The 20,242-nt window shown below is 68.4% G+C and carries 25 protein-coding genes; 12 read left to right on the top strand and 13 right to left on the bottom strand.

What is annotated here, in order from left to right:
* Positions 1 to 595 precede the first annotated feature (595 nt).
* Complete coding sequence (locus tag QZW52_RS13455) at positions 596 to 1,015, top strand: SET domain-containing protein (protein ID WP_293999726.1); 420 nt, start codon at positions 596 to 598, stop codon at positions 1,013 to 1,015.
* Positions 1,016 to 1,132: 117 nt separating this feature from the next.
* On the opposite strand, the gene QZW52_RS13450 is transcribed toward QZW52_RS13455, so the two are convergent.
* A complete protein-coding gene (locus tag QZW52_RS13450) occupies positions 1,133 to 2,815 on the bottom strand; it encodes a long-chain-fatty-acid--CoA ligase (RefSeq protein ID WP_293999724.1) in 1,683 nt (560 codons plus the stop codon).
* 182 nt (positions 2,816 to 2,997) lie between these two features.
* On the opposite strand from QZW52_RS13450, the gene QZW52_RS13445 reads away from it, so the two are divergent.
* Positions 2,998 to 3,480, top strand: a complete 483-nt coding sequence (locus tag QZW52_RS13445) for an Lrp/AsnC family transcriptional regulator (RefSeq protein WP_293999722.1) — start codon at positions 2,998 to 3,000, stop codon at positions 3,478 to 3,480.
* A gap of 101 nt (positions 3,481 to 3,581) precedes the next feature.
* Positions 3,582 to 4,127 carry an SRPBCC family protein gene (locus QZW52_RS13440; protein WP_293999720.1) on the top strand — a complete coding sequence of 182 codons (546 nt, stop codon included), beginning with the start codon at positions 3,582 to 3,584 and terminating at the stop codon, positions 4,125 to 4,127.
* A gap of 25 nt (positions 4,128 to 4,152) precedes the next feature.
* Here QZW52_RS13440 and QZW52_RS13435 read toward each other — a convergent pair whose 3' ends face one another.
* From QZW52_RS13435 to QZW52_RS13425, 3 genes are all read right to left on the bottom strand, one after another.
* Entirely contained in the window at positions 4,153 to 5,001 is an 849-nt protein-coding gene (locus QZW52_RS13435) for an HDOD domain-containing protein (protein ID WP_293999717.1), read from the bottom strand.
* 79 nt (positions 5,002 to 5,080) lie between these two features.
* On the bottom strand, positions 5,081 to 5,335 hold the full coding sequence (locus QZW52_RS13430) for a hypothetical protein (RefSeq protein ID WP_293999715.1): 255 nt from the start codon (positions 5,333 to 5,335) through the stop codon (positions 5,081 to 5,083).
* A gap of 266 nt (positions 5,336 to 5,601) precedes the next feature.
* Positions 5,602 to 6,159, bottom strand: a complete 558-nt coding sequence (locus QZW52_RS13425; protein WP_293999713.1) for a hypothetical protein — start codon at positions 6,157 to 6,159, stop codon at positions 5,602 to 5,604.
* 76 nt (positions 6,160 to 6,235) lie between these two features.
* Here QZW52_RS13425 and QZW52_RS13420 point away from each other — a divergent pair, with 76 nt between their 5' ends.
* Together QZW52_RS13420 and QZW52_RS13415 are read left to right on the top strand one after the other, a co-directional pair.
* Positions 6,236 to 7,057 (top strand): DUF2189 domain-containing protein, encoded by an 822-nt coding sequence (locus QZW52_RS13420; RefSeq protein ID WP_293999711.1) that lies wholly within the window; start codon positions 6,236 to 6,238, stop codon positions 7,055 to 7,057.
* A complete protein-coding gene (locus QZW52_RS13415; protein WP_293999709.1) occupies positions 7,015 to 7,224 on the top strand; it encodes a DUF2788 domain-containing protein in 210 nt (69 codons plus the stop codon). Before QZW52_RS13420 ends, QZW52_RS13415 begins: the two co-directional genes overlap by 43 nt.
* A 6-nt stretch (positions 7,225 to 7,230) precedes the next feature.
* Here the strand turns inward: QZW52_RS13415 and QZW52_RS13410 are convergent, their stop codons facing one another.
* The 8 genes from QZW52_RS13410 to QZW52_RS13375 all read right to left on the bottom strand — a co-directional run bounded on the left by QZW52_RS13410 (position 7,231) and on the right by QZW52_RS13375 (position 13,065).
* Positions 7,231 to 7,515 (bottom strand): YbeD family protein, encoded by a 285-nt coding sequence (locus QZW52_RS13410; protein ID WP_293999707.1) that lies wholly within the window; start codon positions 7,513 to 7,515, stop codon positions 7,231 to 7,233.
* A gap of 13 nt (positions 7,516 to 7,528) precedes the next feature.
* The gene (locus tag QZW52_RS13405) at positions 7,529 to 8,674 is read right to left on the bottom strand and encodes a D-alanyl-D-alanine carboxypeptidase family protein (protein WP_293999705.1); all 1,146 of its coding nucleotides are present in this window, start codon (positions 8,672 to 8,674) and stop codon (positions 7,529 to 7,531) included.
* 31 nt (positions 8,675 to 8,705) lie between these two features.
* Complete coding sequence (locus QZW52_RS13400; protein WP_293999703.1) at positions 8,706 to 9,329, bottom strand: alpha/beta hydrolase; 624 nt, start codon at positions 9,327 to 9,329, stop codon at positions 8,706 to 8,708.
* Positions 9,326 to 9,697, bottom strand: coding sequence for a (2Fe-2S) ferredoxin domain-containing protein (locus QZW52_RS13395; protein WP_293999701.1), 372 nt, complete (start codon positions 9,695 to 9,697; stop codon positions 9,326 to 9,328). Before QZW52_RS13395 ends, QZW52_RS13400 begins: the two co-directional genes overlap by 4 nt.
* A complete protein-coding gene (locus QZW52_RS13390; protein ID WP_293999698.1) occupies positions 9,694 to 10,830 on the bottom strand; it encodes a VanZ family protein in 1,137 nt (378 codons plus the stop codon). The genes QZW52_RS13395 and QZW52_RS13390 overlap by 4 nt, the downstream gene beginning before the upstream one ends.
* Before the next feature lie 34 nt (positions 10,831 to 10,864).
* Entirely contained in the window at positions 10,865 to 11,305 is a 441-nt protein-coding gene (locus QZW52_RS13385; protein ID WP_293999696.1) for a CopD family protein, read from the bottom strand.
* Positions 11,306 to 11,357: 52 nt separating this feature from the next.
* Positions 11,358 to 11,621 (bottom strand): hypothetical protein, encoded by a 264-nt coding sequence (locus QZW52_RS13380; RefSeq protein ID WP_293999694.1) that lies wholly within the window; start codon positions 11,619 to 11,621, stop codon positions 11,358 to 11,360.
* Between the two features lie 103 nt (positions 11,622 to 11,724).
* Positions 11,725 to 13,065 (bottom strand): serine/threonine-protein kinase, encoded by a 1,341-nt coding sequence (locus tag QZW52_RS13375; RefSeq protein WP_293999692.1) that lies wholly within the window; start codon positions 13,063 to 13,065, stop codon positions 11,725 to 11,727.
* A 92-nt stretch (positions 13,066 to 13,157) separates the two neighbouring features.
* Between QZW52_RS13375 and argS the strand changes: the two genes are divergently transcribed.
* From argS to QZW52_RS13340, 7 genes are all read left to right on the top strand, one after another.
* On the top strand, positions 13,158 to 14,849 hold the full coding sequence (argS, locus tag QZW52_RS13370) for an arginine--tRNA ligase (RefSeq protein WP_293999690.1): 1,692 nt from the start codon (positions 13,158 to 13,160) through the stop codon (positions 14,847 to 14,849).
* A 52-nt stretch (positions 14,850 to 14,901) separates the two neighbouring features.
* A complete protein-coding gene (locus QZW52_RS13365; RefSeq protein WP_293999688.1) occupies positions 14,902 to 15,594 on the top strand; it encodes an SPOR domain-containing protein in 693 nt (230 codons plus the stop codon).
* A gap of 75 nt (positions 15,595 to 15,669) precedes the next feature.
* The gene (locus QZW52_RS13360) at positions 15,670 to 16,338 is read left to right on the top strand and encodes a thiol:disulfide interchange protein DsbA/DsbL (RefSeq protein WP_293999685.1); all 669 of its coding nucleotides are present in this window, start codon (positions 15,670 to 15,672) and stop codon (positions 16,336 to 16,338) included.
* 178 nt (positions 16,339 to 16,516) lie between these two features.
* Positions 16,517 to 17,080 carry a lipopolysaccharide transport periplasmic protein LptA gene (gene lptA, locus QZW52_RS13355; protein WP_293999683.1) on the top strand — a complete coding sequence of 188 codons (564 nt, stop codon included), beginning with the start codon at positions 16,517 to 16,519 and terminating at the stop codon, positions 17,078 to 17,080.
* Complete coding sequence (gene lptB / locus QZW52_RS13350; protein WP_293999680.1) at positions 17,077 to 17,841, top strand: LPS export ABC transporter ATP-binding protein; 765 nt, start codon at positions 17,077 to 17,079, stop codon at positions 17,839 to 17,841. Before lptA ends, lptB begins: the two co-directional genes overlap by 4 nt.
* Before the next feature lie 28 nt (positions 17,842 to 17,869).
* Complete coding sequence (locus QZW52_RS13345) at positions 17,870 to 19,468, top strand: RNA polymerase factor sigma-54 (protein WP_293999678.1); 1,599 nt, start codon at positions 17,870 to 17,872, stop codon at positions 19,466 to 19,468.
* A 200-nt stretch (positions 19,469 to 19,668) separates the two neighbouring features.
* Positions 19,669 to 19,926 carry a hypothetical protein gene (locus QZW52_RS13340; protein ID WP_293999675.1) on the top strand — a complete coding sequence of 86 codons (258 nt, stop codon included), beginning with the start codon at positions 19,669 to 19,671 and terminating at the stop codon, positions 19,924 to 19,926.
* A 23-nt stretch (positions 19,927 to 19,949) separates the two neighbouring features.
* Here QZW52_RS13340 and QZW52_RS13335 read toward each other — a convergent pair.
* Positions 19,950 to 20,242 (bottom strand): hypothetical protein (locus QZW52_RS13335; protein ID WP_293999673.1); only part of this gene is annotated, 293 nt, incomplete at its 5' end.

The raw sequence follows: 20,242 nt of genomic DNA, 5'->3' as shown, positions 1-20,242 counted from the left end.
CCCAGGTGGGCGATGCCCCCGCTGGTCGGGCCGACGTGGCCGATCTTGACCACTTCCTGTGCGCTGACCTGGGTGGCCGCTGCGAACGCGACTGCGGCAATGACGACGTTGAGCTTGTGATTCATGGTTGCAGATTCCGACCGTGGTGTGTGGGTGTGGATGACAGGACTAGAAGAACGGGGCCATGCCCGTGTCTCCATGCTTTCAAGATGTGTGCCAGCGTGGTCTGCTGGAACTTCACGCAGTGCGGTGCAGGCGTTTTCTTCCAGACTTGTTCTTCTTCCGATTTCTTTTTCTTAAAAGATAGTAGTAGTAGTAGAGGGGGCCAGTTTCTGTGGACAACCCGATTTTCCTGTTTGAAATCAACAACTTGAGCTGGTGAAAAGCCTGTGGACTACCCAGTGGAGCAATCCGGGAGTCACAGACAACAACTTGGCCGGGAGTCGGTTTTCCCAGAACAACTCACCATTTGTCCAACGCTTTTCCACAGAGTTATTCCGTGCAACCTGTCACAGCGTGCCTGGCCGCAGTTATCCACAGCAGCCGGTGACGGCAACCCGTACCATCGCACGCTTTCACGATCGGGGATCCGTCCATGGGCACGCCTGCCAACCCTCAGAAGTACGTGGTCTTGTCCGCGCCAAGTCCGATCGAGGGCACGGGCGCGTTTGCCGGCGAATCCATCCCTGCCCGGCGCAAGATCGGTGAAATCCGTGGCGAGCGGATCAGCATCCACGAAGCCTGGGAGCGCGTGAAGACGATGGAACGCATCATGATGGTGGAAATTTCGCCCAGAAGAGCGATAGATGCCTCCAGATCGCTTGATCCGCTGCGGTTCACGAACCACTCGTGCATGCCGAATGCGGTCCTGCGGATCCGCCAGGGGCGCATCGAAATCTACGCCATGCGGGCCATCGTGGAGGGCGAGGAGATCACCTGCAACTACGGTGAAACGCACCACGAAGGGCGCCTGGCTTGCCGATGCGGTGCGGGTAACTGCGTGGGCAAGCTGTGAACAACCGGTGCGTAACCCGGTAGAACAAGGCGTCTGGCTGTGGAAATGCCGTGGATAGCCGGTGGATAGCCGGTGGATAGCCAGTGGATAGCCAGTGGATAGCTGCAGGGGTGGTGCTCAGCCGCGCAGTTCGCGGCGCAGGATCTTGCCGACGTTGCTCTTGGGCAGCTCGTCGCGGAATTCGATGTGCTTGGGGCGCTTGTAGGCGGTGAAGTTGTCGCGGCAGTAGGCCGCGAGGTCTTCCTCGGCCAGCGCCGGGTCGCCCTTGACGACGAAGAGCTTCACCGCTTCGCCCGTGCGCTCGTCGGGAATGCCGACCGCCGCACACTCCAGCACGCCTGGGTGCAGGTTGACCACCTGCTCGATCTCGGTCGGGTAGACGTTGAAGCCGGACACCAGAATCATGTCCTTCTTGCGGTCCACGATCCGGCAATAGCCGCGCTCGTCCATGATGCCGATGTCGCCGGACTTGAAGTAGCCGTCGGTGGTCATGACCTGGGCGGTCTCGTCGGGGCGATTCCAGTAGCCGGCCATCACCTGCGGGCCACGGATGCAGATCTCGCCTGGCTGGCCCAGCGGCACGTCGTGTCCGTCGTCGTCGCGGATGGCGATGTCGGTGGAGGGCACGGGCAGGCCGATGGTGCCGGTGTATTCCTTCAGGTCGATGCGGTTGGCGGTGGCCACGGGGGAGGTTTCCGACAGGCCGTAGCCTTCGGCGATCGGGCAGCCGGTGATCTTCAGCCACTTCTCGGCGGTGGCTTTCTGCACCGCCATGCCGCCACCGTTGGAGACGACGAGCTGCGAGAAGTCCAGCCGCGCGAAGTCGGGATGGTGGGCCAGCGCGTTGTAGAGCGTGTTGACGGCCGGGAACATGTGGATGCGGTGGCCCTTGAGCGCGCCGATCAGGGCCGGCAGGTCGCGTGGATTGGGGATCAGGATCAGCCGCTGGCCCATGCGCGCGCCCAGGAAGAACGACACCGTCAGCGCGAAGATATGGTAAAGCGGCAGCGCGCACACGCCGGTCATCTGCTGGTCGCCGAGGCGGTCGAGCATGGGCTGGAACCAGACTTCGCTCTGCACGATGTTGGCCACGACGTTGCGGTGCAGCAGGGTCGCGCCCTTGGACACGCCCGTGGTGCCGCCGGTGTACTGCAGGAAGGCGATGTCGTCCGGGCCGACGCCGGCGCGGGCGAGCTTCATCCGGCCGCCCTGCTCCACCGCGTCGTTGAAGCGGGTGACGCTGCGGCCGTTGCCCGCTGGCAAACTGAACTCGGGCACCATCTTGCGCACATGGCGCACCACGAAGTTCACCAGTTGCCGGCGCCACAGCGGCAGCATGTCGCCCATCGCGGCGAGCACGACATGCTTCACCGGCGTCTGCTCGATCACCTCCTGCAGGGTCGCGGCGAAGTTTTCCAGAATGACGATGGCTTCGGCGCCGGAGTCGGCGAGCTGGTGCTGGAGTTCGCGCGGGGTGTAGAGCGGGTTGACGTTGACGACCACATGGCCCGCCCGCAGCACTGCGGCGATGGCCACCATGTACTGCGGCAGATTGGGCATCATCAGCGCCACCCGTGCGCCGCGGGCCAGCCCCCGGCCCTGCAGCCAGGCGCCCAGGGCGGTGGACTGTTCGTCGAGGGTGCGGAAGGTGACGGGCTGGTTCAGGAACAGGGCGGCCTGGCGGTGGGCGTGCTGGCGGAAACTGGTGTCGAGCAGATCGACCAGCGAGCCTTGGGGTTCGACCGTGGCGGGAACGCCTTCCGGGTAACTCTGCAGCCAGGGGCGGGCGGTGGTGTTCATGGGCGGACTCCGGATCGGACGGTTCTGGGAATGTCCGATTGTTCAGCCCGGTGTCAGGATTGGTGCTCGGGGCTTGCCCGTAGCGGCGGTGGGCGGTTGTCTCTGTCGCGACAACCCGCACGGCGGCGCGATCCTCAGCGCGGATTCAGGATGGTACTGATCATTCCTGCAATGATCCTTCGATGGATTCCGAATTGACGCTGGACGCCGTGGACCGGCGCATTCTTGCCGCGCTGCAACTGCAGGGGCGCATCACCTACGATGAACTCGCCGCGCAGGTGCAGTTGTCGGCGTCGGCCGTGTTGCGGCGGGTGCGGCGGCTGGAAGACGCGGGGGTCATCGCCGGCTACGCCGCGATCGTGCCGCCGGGCAAGCTGGGGTTGGGCTTGTCGGCCTATGTCGAGGTGCAGTTGCAGCGGCCGGTCGAGGCCCAGGGCGGGCGTCTGGCCGAGCAGTTTCGCGCCGCGGTGCAGGACTGGCCGGAAGTGGCCGAGTGTGTCTGCCTGAGCACCGGCATGAGCTATCTGCTGCGTGTCGTGGTGGCCGACATGGCGCACTACGGCCGCTTCATGATGGACACCTTGCTGCTGCACCCCGGTGTGCAAGATTGCAAGACCAGTTTCGTGCTCGATCAGATCAAGCTCCAGCGCGGCGTGCCGATCTGAACCTTCCGTGGTGGGGATGGGCCGATGGCGCCGGGTGTGTGACCTGTTCCAGGGATGGACTCGCCGTGTGATATTTTGTAACTTCCGTGCAAAACGGAGGCATGCACAAGATGACCTGGCTGATCAACCTCATGAAGTCGCTCGTGGCGCTGCTGGCGGTGCTGGTGGTCCTGGCGTATGCGCTGCCCAACCGCCATCTGGTCGAGCGGCACCACGTCATTGCCCGCACGCCGGCACAGCTCTGGCCGCTGCTGGCCGAGCCGCGCCAGTGGCCACGCTGGTCGCCCTGGCATGGCCGTGATCCGCAGATGCGGCTGGCGTACAGCGGCCCGGTGTCGGGCCAGGGTGCGCAGTGGTCGTGGGACAGTCCGACCCAGGGGCGTGGCCAGATGCGCTTCGACGAGGCCCAGGTGCCCACGCGGCTGGACTACGGGGTCACGTTCGATGGCCGGTCTTCGGTGGCGCGTGGCGAGATCCGGCTGGACGCCGTGGCGGGGGGCACGCGGGTGACGTGGACCCTGGAATCGACGGTTGGCCCCAACGTCTTGCTGCGCTGGCTCAGTCTGGTGACCGACTACCGGCTGGGGCAGGATGTCGAGCACGGACTCGACCGTCTGGCGGCGGTCGCGCTCGCCATGCCTTCCTGAGCCTGACGGCGGCGTGCGCTCAGGCTCAGGCCAGCGTGTTGTCGATCAGGCGCTGCACCGACGGCGGTGACAGCGTCAGCAACGTGGACAGCTCCTCCAGCTCGTCGAGTGTCGGCGTGGCGTGCGGGCCTTCGCGGTCGAGGCGGTCGGCCAGCGTCAGGGCAAGCGTCAACAGGCGCCGCTGGGGTTGCAGCAGCACCTGGCTGCGGGTGTCGTCAGGGTCGGTGAGCCGGCGCAGCGCGGCCGGCAGCCTCCAGTCGCTGGCCATCCGGTGTTCGAGCGCCCGCAGCCCGACGTTCAGCACGGCGCGCTCGTGTTCGGTGCTGTCTGGTTGGGGATCTTGTGCGCAGCGGTCCTGCACGGCCTGCGCCAGCGCCGGGGCGTGGCACCACAGCAGGATGTCCGCATGCCCGTGCAGCAGGGCGGCCTTCTGCAGCGTGCTGGCGTGGCCATCGGCGTGCAGCAGCGCAAACTCCGTCACCAGCCGCGCCGCACACCAGGCGCGGCGGATCAGCCGGTGGATTTCGGCCATGGCCTGCGGATGCGCCGCCAGGTGGTCGTCCAGCACCAGCGGGGGCGAAAACGTCTGGAAAAACGGGCCGATCCCCATCAGCACGACCGCGGCCGTCACGGTGTCCACGTCGGTCACCTGGCGGTCGGTGCGGTGCCGGGCCGCGTGGGCGAGCACGCGCAACGTCATCAGCGGGTCATCGCCGACCGCATCGTGGATCAGATGGGCATCGACCGTGCCGTGGCGTTCCTCGACTTCGGCCAGCACGCGCAGCCCGTCCGCCGTGTCGAGCAGGACCGGGATCGGCTGGCCTGTGAGGTACTGCGACCAGGCAGCGAGATCGGGCAGGGGCTGCGCGAGCATGTTCGGCTCCGGGGATGGGGGACGGTGGATGACGACCTTATCGGCGCCGTGTCCGCCGACTTGAGCGTGGGCACCGGTCTCAGTGGCCCTGGCTCCGCGGCAGCAGGCAGACCAGCTCGCCATTGCGGTAGAGCGCGCCGAACCGCTGTCCGTCGAGTTCCACCGTGCGCAGATCGACTTCGGCGCCTTCATGGGCGCAGGCTTCGCGTGCGGCCTCTTCCCGGTCCAGCCGCCGCAGGGCGCGCTGCTGGCGCAGGGCCTGCAGCGACAGGCGTGGAAGCCAGTGTGGCGGCCAATGTGGCAGCAGACGCGGGAGCAGGTCGTGGTAGGTCATCGCCGGGCTTTCGGGTGGACAAGGATCAGGGATCGCGAGGTCTCGTCAAGGTCATCGGCCACCAGGACGGTTTTTGCATGGGGGTCATTCCGTTGCATGCGGTATTTCCGTGCAACCCATGCCGCTGCGCACCCGGACCGCGCTGGGCAGCACAGTCGGGGCGTGACACGGGTGGGTGTCGGGTCAGGGGGGTTGTTGCTCAGATGATAAACGAATGTTTATCAATCTGTGAAGTACCTGGCGCTGCAACGCAGCAACGCAGCGATTCAGCGTTTTTTCTTCAGCGGTGCGATGCTCTGGCGGGCACGGGCCCAGAGTGCGGCGTCGGCGTCCACCGCGCTGGGCGGCGGCGGCGGCGGCGGGGGCGGCGTCGGCACGGGCGCCAGCACCTCGCCCAGCAGATCGAGCAGCCGCTGGCGTGCCCGCTGCGGATTGCGGCGGTAGTAGGTCAGCACCAGCCCGGTGATGAAGCGTTCGTCCTCGTCGCGCGGGGTGCCGGTCTCGGCGGTGCGGGGTGCGGCACTGGCCAAGGGCACTGTCGCGGTGACCGCGGTGACACCGTGCGGGTGGTCCAGCCAGCCAGCCGGCTTGTCGCAACGCTGCTCGAACTGCCGCGCCAGCCGCTCGCCGATCTGGCGCGTGCGGCCCTTGATCTGGCTCCAGTAGCTGGGCTGGATCTCGATGCGCTCGGCGAAGCGCCGCTCCAGTCCGCGCAGGGCCGCCGCGTCCGGCGCGGCACTGGCAGCACTGCGGACGAACTCGTCGAAAAGGGCCAGCGCATTGAGGTAACGCTGCGTGGCGGTGTCGTGGCCGGAAGAGATCATCCGGGGATGATAAGTCGCGGCGTCTCGGGAGTGCCACGGGTACCGCTGGAGCGGGTCTGGGTCTAGCATGGGCGCCATGAATGCGCCCGTTGCTGCTTCTCCTGTGGTCCGGTTGCTGCGCCCCTTGCAGCCCCTGACGTGGCTGGAACGTGCCTGGCATGACATCCGCCAAGCGCCGGGCGTGGGGTTCGGCCACGGTGTCCTGCTCGCGGGGTGGGGCTGGCTGCTGGTGTTGTTCGCCAAGGACCGGTTCTGGGTGCTGGCGGGGGCGCTGTCGGGCTTGCTGCTGGTCGCGCCCATCCTGGCGACGGGGCTGTACGCCGTCAGCCGTGCGCTGGAGCGGGGCGAGTCCGCCGGCTGGGGCACGGTGGCCGCGGTGTGGCGCTCGCTGGACCGGCGGCTGGTGGTGTTCGGGGTGCTGCTGGCGGCGGCCGGGACGTGCTGGGTGATGACCTCGGCGGCGCTGATCACGCTGCTGGCGCCGCACCGCATCGACACGCCGGTCGATTTCCTGCGCTACGTGGTCGCCAACCGGGACTCGTGGCTGTTCGAGGGCTGGCTGGCGCTGGGCGGGATGCTGGCCGCGCCGGTGTTTGCCTCCAGCGTGGTGGCGATTCCAATGCTGCTGGACCGGCCCGTCGGCGTCTGGCAGGCGGTGCTGGCGAGCTGGAAGACCGTGCTGGACAACCCGCTGCCGATGGCGGTGTGGGCGGCGCTGGTGATGGGCTTCATGCTGCTCGGGCTGGCGGCGCTGCTGGTCGGGCTGGTGTTCGTCGTGCCGATGCTGGGGCACGCGAGCTGGTACGCTTACCGCGATCTCTACCCCCCGCTGCTCCCGCCCTGCGCCACCCCACCATGTTCGGCTATACCGAGGAACAACTTGCCCAGTTCGGCCTGACGGTCGGCATCGGGGCCTTCATCCTCTACATGCTGTTCGTCATCGCGCAGCTCGCCCGCGAGGCCAAGGCCGGCCGCTTCGGCACCTTCGTGCTGTTCGTCGTGCTGGCCTTCGGCATGGTGGGCTTCGTCGCCAAGAGCGTGATCGCCTGGCTGCTGGGCATGTGAGTCCGTTCAGAGCACCATCTTCACCATCGGATGCGTCGTCAGCGTGCGGTACAGCTCGTCGAGTTGCGGCCGGCTGGTGGCGCGGATGGTGATGGTCACGCCGAGGTAATTGCCGGCCTTGCTCGGACGGAGTTCGAGGGTGCTGGCGTCGAAGCCGGGGTCGAACTGCCGTGCCACATGGGCAATGGCGGCCGCGAAGCCCTCCACGTTCGCCCCCATGACCTTGATCGGAAAGTCGCAGGGGTACTCGATCAGCGACTGCTCGGGCGGAATGTCTCCGGGGTGGCTCATGTCCGGCTCCCGCTCAGCGCATCCACAGGCGCAGCGTGTCCCAGGCGCGGCCGAACATCCCCGCCTGCTCCACGGCTTCCAGCACCGTCACCGGCACTTCGCGCACCACCTGGCTGCCCGAGAGCACCTTGAGCGTGCCCACCTGCTGGCCCTTGGCGAGCGGCGCGATCAGCGGGTCGGTGCGCACGAGCTGCGTCTTGAGCTGCGCGCCCTCGCCGCGCGGCACCGACACGACCACCGGGGCCTGCGTGCCGAGCTTGGCGGTGGCGGCTGCACCCTTCCAGAGTTCGGCCTGCGTGATGACCTGGCGCGCGTCATAGACCTTGACCGAGTCCCAGGCGCTGTAGCCCCAGTTCAGCAGCTTCTGGCTCTCGACCGCGCGCCCTTCCTTCGACGCAGCGCCGACGACCACGCTGATCAACCGGCGCGGCCCGTTCGGGAAATCGCGCTTGGCGGTGGCGATCAGGCAGTAGCCGGCGGCGTCGGTGTAGCCGGTCTTCAGGCCGTCCACGCTCGGGTCGCGCCACAGCAGCAGGTTGCGGTTCTGCTGCGTGATCTTGTTGAAGGTGAACTCCTTGATGGCGTAGTAGCGCACGTCGCCGGGGAAGTCATTGAGCAGCCGCGTGGCGATGGTGCCGAGTTCGCGCACCGTGCTGACGTGGCCGGGCGCGGGCAGCCCTTCCGGGTTCTTGAACTGCGAGACCTTCAGCCCGAACGCCTGCGCCTGGCGGTTCATCATCGCGACGAAGTTCTCCACCGAGCCGCCGACCGCTTCGGCCAGCAGCACGGTGGCGTCGTTGCCGCTCTGCACGATCATGCCCTTGATGAGATCCTCGACCCGCACCTTGTTGCCCACCTGGATGTACATCCGGGAGGCGTCGGTCATGCCGGTGCGCCAGGCGCGTTCGGAGACGGTGAGTTCCTGGTCAAGCGTGAGCTTCTTGTCGCGCAGGGCCTGGAAGACCAGATACGCCGTCATCAGCTTGGTCAGCGATGCCGGTTCGACCGTGGTGTCGGGATTGCGGCCGGCCAGCGCCTGGTCGGCGCTGAGGTCGAGCAGCACATACGCCTTGGCGGCGATTTCGGGGGCGGGCGGGGTCTGGGCCGAGGTGTACGGCAGGGCCAGGGCCAGCGCCAGGGTGGCGAGGAGTCGTTTCATGGGGGATTCGGTTCAGTTCAGGGCTGGGGTCTCAGTGCCAACTGCGCACGATGAGCTGGCGCAGGCGGGGCAGTTGACCGTGGAAGAAATGGCCGACACCGGGCACCACGGTGACGGGCAGTTGCTGCGGGCGTGCCCAGTCGAGCGTGGCCGACAGCGGGACGACATCGTCGGTTTCGCCGTGTATGACCACGGTGTCTTCGGGCACGTCGGCCGGGCGGGCGCGCTGGGTGGAGGGGCCGACCAGCAGCAGCCGCTCGGCGCACTGACCGTCCTCCAGCGCCAGCCGGGCCGCCGCCAGCGTGGTCACGTAGCCGCCGAACGAGAAGCCGCCCAGCGCCAGCGGCAGGCCCGCGATCCGCTGCGCCGCCACGACGGCGAGCAGGTCGTCGCTCTCGCCGCGGCCTGCGTCATGCACGCCTTCGGTCGCCCCCACGCCGCGGAAGTTGAAGCGCACCGTGCGGTAGCCCATCAGCAGGAAGGCGCGCGCCATCGTCTGCACGACCTTGTTGTCCATCGTGCCGCCGAACAGCGGGTGCGGATGGGCGAGCACCACCACGCCGCGCAGCGCGTCGAAGCCCACCGGCTGGTCGATCGCCACCTCGATGGCCCCGGCAGCTCCGGCCACCTGCCCCCGTTCGGTCTGGGCGTTCATCGGCCCACGTCGGCCGGCAGCACCAGGCGCTCGACGATCTGGCCGTGCTTCAGGTGCGACTCGACGATTTCGTCGATGTCCGCGGTGTCCACGAAGGTGTACCAGGTGGCGTCCGGGTAGACCACCGCCACCGGACCACCGGCGCAGCGGTCGAGGCAACCCGCCTTGTTGACCCGCACCTGGCCTGGTCCCGCCAATCCGGCCACCTTGACTTGGCGCTTGCAGTGGTCAAACGCGGCTTGTGCGCCCTGGTCGGCGCAACTGGACTCGCCCTGGCGCTGGTTGAGGCAAAAGAAGATGTGGCGCTGGTAGTAGCTGCCGCTGGGCGTCGGGGCGGTGGGGGCGGAGGTTGGCGTGGGCGTGCTCATGGGCGGATTGTAGGAGTCGGACCAGGGGGCAGGCGGCGTGGGGATACCACCTGCAACACCAGGAACACCAGTGCTCCCAGCGGCCACACCCAGCCTATCCACTGCGCCAGCCCGTGAAAGCGGATGAAGCGGCCTTGCTCCCAGGCTTTCAGGCTGAGCGCGAAGTACGGGTCGGCGCCGGTCTGGTTGACCAATCCGATCAGGATGGTGAGCACGATCAGGCCCAGCGCGGCCACCACCCGCCGGTGCATGAAGGCCAGCGCGCAGCCCAGGATCAGCCCCATCAGCAGGCCCGGCACCACGGGCGGCGCCAGCCAGGACATGGCGTGGTCGGGACCGAAGTTCAGGGCGGTGGACAAGGCGGTGGCGCTGACACCCAGCACGCAGGCCCCGGCAAGGGTCACCAGCCGGTGGCGCACCCGGCGCAGCATCACGAAGCTCACCAGACAGGGCGCGAGCAGCCCGAGTGCCGTTACCAGCGCCTCGCTGCCTGGAGCGAGCGAGCTGTTCGCGGCGGGCAGCGGCACCCAGTCGGCGAAGGGCGTGTCCGCCAGCCAGCCGTCCACCAGGGTGGCCAGCCGCACCAGCCCCTGCCCCGGACTCAGCGGCACCGGCGTCGGAAACAGCAGCCCGATCGGCCAGGACAGCAGCAGCACCAGCCCGAGCGTGCCGTGCGGCACGAACAGCACATCGCGCAGCCGCTGCCAGCCCGCCATCGCGCCCAGCCGCTGCAGCCCCAGCGCCAGCACCGCACCGGTCACGGACCCCGCGCTGTTGAGCGCCCAGTCCATCCGCGACGGCACGCGCAGCGGCAGAACATACTGCGTCCACTCCATCGCCAGCGACAGCAGCACGCCGACCCCCGCCGCCTGCAAGCCGGCCCGCCACGGCGCTGACCCTCCCCGCAGCCACGCCACCGCGAGCAGCAGCCCCAGCGGCAGGTAGGCCAGAAAGTTGGACCAGAAATCGAAGCGCGTGTAGCGCGACATCGGCAGCCACAGCAGCGTCCACCCGGCCTGTCCCGGCGGCAGCACCGGCCATTGCCACGGCGCGAAGGGGTGCAGGCTCGCGTAGACGATCAGCCCGGCCCACATCCAGGCCAGCGGCCAGGAGGAGGAGCGGTGGGCGGGCATCGGGTGGGGCGGGCCGTCGGCGGGGGCGGCGCGCTCAGAACGGCTTGAACACGACCAGGGCGACGATGGCCGTGAACAGCACGACGGCGACCTCGTTGTAGACCCGGAACCAGGTGTGGCTGCGCTGGTTGGCCGCGTGCTCGAACTGGCGCAGCAGCCGGGCATTGACATGGTGCAGGCCGACCACGAGCACCACCAGCGCCAGCTTGGCGTGCAGCCAGCCGTTGCCGGGGCCGCGCCACAGGCCGAAGCCCAGCCACAGCCCGAGTCCGCTGGCCAGCGCGACCGCCATCAGCAGCGTCGAGAAGCGTTGCAGCTTGCGCGCCATGAGCAGCAGCCGCTCGCGCTCGGCGTGGCTGTCGGGAGCGACCATCGCCAGGTTGACCAGGATGCGCGGGAGGTAGAACAGCCCCGCGAACCAACTGGCGATGAAGAGAATGTGCAGGGTCTTGACCCCGAGGTAGAGCGTGTCCATCACGGCATCATAGGGACCGCTCGCCTCGGGTGGGGTCGCAGGGGCACCAGGCTCAGCCAGCGTCTTTCACGCACTTCTTGACGAAGCTGTTCTTGGCCGCACCCGCCAGCTTCTTCTCGGCCGCCTTGGCGTCGCAGGCGGTCTGTGCGTCACCGCCGCCGCCGGTTTCGCGCTCGCACTTCTTCATGAAGCTGTTCTTGGCGGCACCCGCCAGCTTCTTTTCCCCGGCCTTGGCCGCGCAGCCGCTGTCGGCGGCGTAGGCGGTGGAGGACAGGCCGGCCAGGGCCAGGGCCAGCACGGTGATCAGCTTCTTCATGGTCGATTCCTTGGTTGCTTGGGGGGTGCAGCGCAATGGCGCCACGCGCATTGAAACCGCAGCGACCCCTTTCGGCAAGAGGGGATGTCTGATCAACCGCGGATCAGAGGATGCGCCGCGGATGCGCCAGCGCCTCGTGCGCGGCGTGGAGGCGGCGCACCAGCACGCGGATGAAGGCTTCGTCGAAGAGGTGGCGCGTCTGCGGACTGAGCCGGGCCAGGGTCTCCGGGGTGAAGGAGATGGCGGTGGCGTTGTCGGTGACGACGATGTCGGTGCTGTGGCGGCGCAGCTCCGGGTTGGGGGCGAGGTAGGCCATCTCGCCGACGGAGGTGCCGGCGCCGAGCTGCGCGACGCGCTGGCCGGCACGGCGGACGTCCACGGCGCCGCTGGCGATGATGTGGAAGGTGCGCCCCTCCTCGCCGCGGCGGTAGAGCGCGTGGCCGACCGGGTAGCGCCGCCAGCGCGCCCGGTGGACAACCTCCCACAGCGCCACGTCGCCGAACTGGGTGAAGAACTCCAGCGTGCGCAGCAGGGTGAAGCGTTCGGAGTCGAGCACGCCCTGCGAGCTGCCGCGCGGGACGTGGTGCAGCGTGATGAGCTGCGACAGCGCCTGGCCGACGGCATCCCACGAGGGGTAGCGGTCGTCGGCGCGCTTGGCCAGACAGCGTTGCACCACCTGGTCGAGCGCCGGGGTCACGCCCGTGCGCAGCCCGACCAGGCTCTGCGCGGGGACGTGGCAGATCTGGTGCATCAGGCTGGCCTGGCTGGTGGCCTCGAACGGCGCACGCCCGGCGATCAGGTGGTACAGCACCGCGCCCAGCCCGTAGACATCGGCCCGCGCATCCAGCTCGCTGCCGTCGAGCTGCTCGGGCGACATGTAGGCCAGCGAGCCGACGCGGTGGACCTGCGTGGCGTCCGAGGTGAGGTTGAGCGCGCTGCCGAAGTCGGTGAGCTTGATGTCGTGGATCTCGGTGCCGTGGCCCTGCGTCAGGGTGAGGATGTTGGCGGGCTTCACGTCGCGGTGGACCAGCCCCTGCCGGTAGCAGTAGCCCAGCGCCATCGCGCACTTGAAGCCGATTTCCACGATCTGCTCCAGCGGCAGCAGGTGGCCGGGCTGGCAGAAGGCGCGCAGCGTGGTGCCGGGCACGTACTCCATCACCACGTAGGGCGCCACCGGGTCCGGCACGGCGTCGAAGATCTCGACCACGTTGGGGTGGTGCAGCCGGCCGGCCAGCGCAGCTTCCGAGGCAAAGAAGCGCGCGAACATGTGGCCGTCGTGCGCGTCGCTCAGCACGCTGGCGCGCACCTGCTTGACCGCCACCTGCCGGTCGTGGAACTCGTCGTGGCAGAGGAAGACCTCGCTGGTCGTGCCTTCGCCGAGGCGACGGATGACGCGGTACTTGCCAATGCGTTCGGGCAGAACCGGGGCGGTGCAGTCGATCATGGGGGCTTCACAGGGCAATCGCCGATCCTTTCACTCCCGGCCGTGCCGTGCAAGTGCGGATTGCGCGCCGACCCGCCCCGTAGAATCCGCGCATGATTCAAGCCAAAGAGCAACTCCTCGCCGCGCTCGGCGACGCGCTGGCCGAGATCGCGCCCGGTGCGGCGGTCGAGCCTGCCTTCGAGAACCCCAAGCAAGCCTCCCACGGGGACTTGGCCTGCACCCTGGCGATGCAGCTCGCCCGCCCGCTGAAGCAGAACCCGCGCGCCCTCGCGCAGACGCTGATCGTGGCCCTGCAGACGCGCCCCGCGGCGCAGCAGTGGGTCGAGTCGATGGAGATCGCCGGCCCCGGCTTCATCAACATCCGCCTGAAGCCCGCCGCCCGCCAGCAGGTGGTCGCGCAGGTGCTGGCCGAGGCCGACGGCTTCGGCGTGCGCCCGGACAACGGCCGCAAGGTGATGGTGGAGTTCGTCTCCGCCAACCCGACCGGCCCGCTGCACGTCGGCCATGGCCGGCAAGGGGCGCTGGGTGACGCGCTGTGCAATCTGTACGCGACCCAGGGCTGGCAGGTCCACCGCGAGTTCTACTACAACGATGCCGGCGTCCAGATCGGCACGCTGGCCACCTCGACCCAGTGCCGCCTGAACGGGCTGAAGCCGGGCGACGACGGCTGGCCCGAGTCGGCCTACAACGGCGAGTACATCGGTGACATCGCCGACGCCTTCCGCCAGAAGGCCACCGTCCGCGCCGATGACCGCGAATTCACCGCGTCCGGCGACCCGGCCGACCTCGACGGCATCCGCCAGTTCGCGGTGGCCTACCTGCGCCACGAGCAGGATCTGGATCTGCGTGCGTTCGGCGTGCGCTTCGACCACTACTACCTGGAATCCAGCCTCTACAGCAGCGGTCGGGTCGCCGAGGCGGTGCAGAAGCTGGTGGCGGCCGGCAAGACCTTCGAGGACGGTGGCGCGCTCTGGCTGCGCAGCACGGACTACGGCGACGACAAGGACCGCGTGATGCGCAAGTCCGACGGCACGTTCACCTACTTCGTGCCCGACGTGGCGTACCACATCCACAAGTGGCAGCGCGGCTTCCACAAGGTCGTCAACGTCCAGGGCAGCGACCACCACGGCACCATCGCCCGCGTGCGCGCCGGCTTGCAGGCCGCGGATGTGGGCATCCCGGCGGGCTTTCCGGACTACGTGCTGCACAAGATGGTCACGGTGATGAAGGGCGGCGAGGAGGTGAAGATCTCCAAGCGCGCTGGCTCCTACGTCACGCTGCGTGACCTGATCGACTGGACCAGCCGCGACGCGGTGCGCTTCTTCCTCATCAGCCGCAAGGCCGACACCGAGTTCATCTTCGACGTGGACCTCGCGCTGCAGGCCAACGACGAGAACCCGGTGTTCTACGTGCAGTACGCCCACGCACGCATCTGCTCGGTGCTGGCGAAGTACGAGGCCGAGTACCAGGGGGCCGTGTCGGTCGAAGCCCTCGCGGCGGCGGACCTGTCCGGGCTGATGGCGCCGACCGAGGTCGCGCTGATGAACAAGCTGGCCGACTACCCGGAGATGCTGGCCCGCGCCGCGCAGGATCTGGCGCCGCACGACGTGGCGTTCTACCTGCGCGACGTGGCATCGGCGTACCACAGCTATTACGCGGCGGTGCGCTTCCTGGACGGCGACGCGGTGGCGATGCCGGCACGGATGGCGCTGCTGCAGGCGACGGCGCAGGTGTTGCGCAATGCCCTGGCCCTGCTCGGTGTGGATGCACCGCGCAAGATGTGACAGAGACGGGATGGTGGGAGGCACCATGAGGACAACGGTCAGGAGACCCTCGATGGCATCGAATGGAAAGACACAGCGCGGCGGCTTCGGCGTGGGCGTGGTCGTGGGGCTGCTGGTCGGCCTGGTGCTGGCGCTGGGCGTGGCGCTCTACGTGACCAAGGCGCCGATTCCCTTCATGGACAAGGTGCCCCAGCGCACGGCCGAACAGGACGCGGCCGAGGTGGAGCGCAACAAGCACTGGGATCCGAACTCGCCGCTGCACGGCAAGAACCCGGCCAAACCCGCCGTTGGCTCGGCCCGCACCGACAACGCCTCCACCGCCACGGCCACTGCCGCGCAGGACGCCGTGGCCAGTGCGGTGGCCAACGCGGCGGCCGGGGTCACGGCGGTGGCCAGCAGCGCCCCCGCGCGCGCAGCGTCCGCAGCGGCCAGCCGGGCCTCGGGTGTGGCTGCTGCGTCGGTGTCGGCGTCGGCGGCCAGCGCGTCAGCCAAACCCGGTGCGGATGCGTTTGTGTATTTCGTGCAGGTCGGCGCGTATGTCAGCACCGACGATGCCGAGCAGCAGCGCGCCAAGCTGGCGATGGGGGGGTTGAAGGCCCGCATCACCGAACGCGAGCAGTCTGGCCGTCTGATGTACCGTGTGCGCCTTGGCCCGTTCGAGACCCGCGACGATGCCGAGCGGATGCGCGACCAGACGACGGCCTCGGGCTACGGCGAAGCGGCGCTGGTGCGTGTGCCACGTTGAGCCGCGTCGAATCGCGTTGAACCTTGCTGCACGGAACCACTCTGATCCGGCTGGACCATCGAAAGGAAACATTGCATGAAGCGTCGTGAGTTTGTCGTGGGCAGTACCGCCGCCCTTGCGCTGGGTGGGGTCAGCCCCATGGTGTCGGCCCAGGGGTCGTTCCAGGAAGGCAAGCACTTCGTCCGCCTGTCCACCCCCGTGCCGGTGTCCGCCCCCGCCGGCAAGATCGAGGTGATCGAGTTCTTCTGGTACGGCTGCCCGCACTGCAACGCCTTCGAGCCGACGCTGGAGGCGTGGATCAAGAAGCTGCCTGCGGACGTGGCCTTCAAGCGCGTGCATGTCGGGTTCCGGCCCAACTTCGAGCCGCAGCAACGCTTCTACGCCACGCTGGAAGCCCTCGGGCTGGTCGAGCAGATCCACCGCAAGGTCTTCTACGCGATCCACCAGCAAGGCGCGAAGCTGGACAAGCCCGAGGCGCTGATCGAGTTCGCGGTGCAGAACGGCGCCGACCGGGTCAAGTTCACCGAGATGTTCAACTCCTTCGGGATGCAGAACAAGGTCCGCCAGGGCAAGCTGCTGTCCGAGGCGTACAAGATCGACGGCGTACCCGCGCTCGGCATCCACGGCCACTACTACACCTCGCCGTCGCTGGCCGGCGGTGACAACACGCCCGAGTCGGAAGGCCAGGTCCGTGCGCTGGCGCTGACCGACCAGCTCATCGCCAAGTCGCGCAAAGGCACCTGACGCCACCCCGCACCGCACCCTGCCACAGGCCCGCGACAGAAGATGCCGCGGGCCTGTTCGCTTCTGGCCAGACTGGCTAGAATGGAATGCAATTTCCATGCCTTGACCTCCAATGCGCCCTGCTGCTGCTGTGCTGTTCCGACGTTCATGCCGAAGTTCGTGCCGAAGCACGGGTTGGATGCGGGTGCTCGCCGCGGTGCTGGCGTGTGCAGGTCTGCCGGCCCACGCCGAAAAGGCCGATAGCGAGCAGGCGCTTACTTTTGATGCTGGCCGCATGGTGCTGGACGGCAAGCGCAAGATCCGCACCCTCAGCGGCGGCGTCGAGATCACCCGCGGCACCCTGGTCCTCAAGGCCGCGCAGATCGAGCTGAAGGAAACCGCGCAAGGCCAGTTCGCCACCGCCACCAGCGCCGACGGCCAGCTCGCCACCTTCCGCCAGAAGCGCGAGGGGCTGGACGAGATCGTCGAAGGCCAGGCCCGGCGCATCGAGTACGACACCGTGACCGAGACCGTGCGCTTCATCGACCAGGCGCAGGTGCGGGTGCTGCGCGGCGGCGTGCCGGCCGACCAGGTGACGGGCCAGACCATCGTCTACAACCATGCACGCGACGTGTTCGAGGTGCAGGGCGGCGGGGGGGCGGCTTCGACCGGCGGTTCCGGCGGGCGCGTCAAGGGCGTGGTGACGCCGCGCAAATCCACGGGTGTGGCGGCCGAGCCGGTGAGTGCGGAGACACCGCGTTGACCGAGGTCCGCCACGACAGCCGCAGTTGCCTGGAGGCCGAGGGGCTGCAGAAACGCTACGGCGCCCGGCTGGTGGTCAAGGATGTCCACCTCTCGGTGCGCAGCGGCGAGGTGGTCGGCCTGCTGGGGCCGAACGGCGCGGGCAAGACGACCAGCTTCTACATGCTGGTCGGGCTGGTGCGGGCCGACGCGGGCAGCATCCGCATCGACGGCGCCGAGGTGCAGCGCCTGCCCATCCACCAGCGCGCGCGGCTTGGCCTGTCCTACCTGCCGCAGGAGGCGTCGATCTTCCGCCGCCTGACGGTCGAGGAGAACATCCGCGCCGTGCTGGAGCTGCAGCACGGCGCGGACGGCCGACCGCTCGGCGCGGTGCGCATCGAGGCGCTGCTCGACGGGCTGCTGCACGACCTGTCGATCGAGCGGCTGCGCGCCAGCCCCGCGCCGGCCCTGTCGGGTGGCGAGCGGCGGCGTGTGGAGATCGCGCGGGCGCTGGCGACGCAGCCGCGCTTCATCCTGCTGGACGAGCCGTTTGCCGGGGTCGATCCGATTGCGGTGATCGAGATCCAGCGCATCATCGGTTTTCTCAAGGCGCGCGGCATCGGCGTGCTGATCACCGACCACAACGTGCGCGAGACGCTGGGCATCTGCGACCGCGCCTACATCATCAGCGAGGGCCGTGTGCTGGCCGAAGGGACGCCGGCGGCCATCGTCGAGAACCCGGACGTGCGCAAGGTCTACCTCGGCGAACATTTCCGCATGTGACTCCGACTCCGATTCCGGTCCCGACCCCATGAAACCTTCCCTGCAGGTCCGCCTCTCGCAGCACCTGGCGCTGACGCCACAACTGCAGCAGTCGATCCGGCTGCTGCAGCTCTCGACGCTGGAGCTGCACCAGGAAGTCGAGCAGATGCTCGAAGCGAATCCCTTCCTGGAAGTCGATGAAGAAGGCGCCGCCCAGGACCGCCCGATGGCCGACGCCACGCTGGCCCCGCCCGAGCGCAGCGCCGCCACCGCTGAGGAGTGGGACAGCGGCGACAGCACGGCCGCGTCCACCAGCAGCGCGTCCGAAGCCGAACCCGCGGGCGTCGATCAGCTCGATTTCAACAGTGGCAGCGACAGCCCCGACTGGGACAGCGGCAACGAGCGCGAGGACTACGACAGCCTGTCCGACGTGTCCGGCGCCCGCAGCAACGCCGTCGAGGACGAGGACGGCGACTGGAGCGAGCGGTCCAGCCTCACCGAGAGCCTCAACGACCACCTGCGCGGGCAGTTGCTGGGCATGCGGCTGGCGGGCGAGGACATGCTGCTGGTCGAGGCGCTGATCGACTCGCTCAACGAGGACGGCTACCTGGCCGATCCGCTGGAGGACGTGGCCGAGCGGCTGGCCATCGAGCTGTCGGTGGGCGATCCGTCCGGTGCGGTGCCCGGCGAGGAGGAGATCGCCGCCCTGCGCGAGGAGCTGACCGACCGGCTGCGCTGCGCCCTGGGCTGGCTGCAGAACCTGGAGCCGTGCGGCGTCGGGGCCCGCGATCTGGGCGAATGCCTGGTGCTGCAACTGCGCGAATGTGACCGCACCGAGGCGCAGCGCGTGGCCATCCTGGTCTGCCAGGGCCACCTGGAGCTGCTCGCCCGGCGCGACATGAAAAAGCTCATGGCCGCCACTGGTGCCGACGAGGACGACATCCGCGACGCCCAGACGCTCATCCGCACGCTGGAGCCGAAACCCGGTCGCCGCTTCACCCGCGCCGAGGCCAACATCGTCGTGCCGGACGTGATTGTGCAGAAGGCGGGCCGCGGCTGGCGCGTCGTGCTGAACCCGGACGTGATGCCCAAGCTGCGCATCAACGACCTCTACGCCCAGGTCCTGCGCCAGCACCGCAGCCAGCGCCACGGCGACGCGGGCGGGGCCACGCTGGCGGTGCGGCTGCAGGAGGCGCGCTGGTTCGTCAAGAACATCCTCCAGCGCTTCGACACCATCCAGCGCGTCTCGCAGGCCATCGTCGAGCGCCAGAAGGGTTTCTTCACCCACGGCGAGATCGCGATGAAGCCGCTGGTGCTGCGCGAGATCGCCGACGAGCTGGGGTTGCACGAGTCCACCATTTCGCGCGTGACGACGGCCAAGTACATGAACACGCCCTTCGGCACCTTCGAGCTGAAGTACTTCTTCGGGTCGTCGCTGAACACCGAAGCTGGTGGCAATGCCTCGTCCACGGCGGTGCGGGCGCTCATCAAGCAGTTCGTCGCGGCCGAGGAGGTGAAGAAGCCGCTCTCGGACAGCCAGCTCAGCACCATGCTGGAAGAGCAAGGCATCCAGGTCGCGCGCCGCACGGTGGCCAAGTACCGCGAAGCCCTCAAGATCGCGCCGGCCAACTTGCGCAAGGCGATCTGAGTCGGGGTTGGTTCGGGGCACGGTTCTGGTGCAGTGCCAGCGCCGAGCGGACCATCGCCGGGCAGGATCCGCAGTTACCCTGACAGTGCATGGTGCGGCCCTGATCCCGGTGTGACAAGGTGCGCGGCGGGCGTGTGCGGATGTTGGCGAATCGTCCGGCATGGCCTATGCAAGGGAAGGCGGGCACTCAGGAGCCCGACATGCACGACCCCCAACGCCACCAGATCGCCCGCCGCATCCATGATCTGCTCATGCACGAGATGGGCGAGGATGTGGATGTCAGCCTCATGCTGGGCCCGCCCGAATACGCCCGCGCGGTGCTCAGCCTGTGCCGGGCGTGTGGCAGCGCGGAGCTGGGGCGGCTGGCCGAGCAGTTCCTGATGACCCAGACACCCGTGCCCGTGTCTTCTCAGCCCCTGCGGCCTGCGGCGGTCAGCGCGGTGTCGATGCGCCGCTGACCGCTGCCCCGGTCCGGGGCGCCTCAGCCCGCGTTCAGCGCGACAGGTTCAACGGGTTCGACCAGTGCCGCCAGCGCGTCCATGAACCGCGTCAGCCGGGCACCTTCCAGGAAGGCCTCGGCGTTCGGCCCTTCGACCAGACCGACGAAGCGGTCGTGCCCGGCGTCGGCCTGCTGGGCGTCCACCAGCCGCGACTCGATGCTGTCGTCCACGAGCAGGTGGTGAACCTCCACCAGCCGCACGCGGTCGGTGCGGTGGACGCGGCTGAGCCGCTGCAGCAGCAGCGCGGGGTTCCACGGACGGTCGAGGTGAACGA

Source organism: Sphaerotilus sp. (assembly GCF_013299175.1).
Lineage (GTDB): Bacteria > Pseudomonadota > Gammaproteobacteria > Burkholderiales > Burkholderiaceae_C > Sphaerotilus.
Note: the sequence above shows the minus strand (reverse complement) of the source record. Positions and strands in the feature narration are given on the sequence as shown.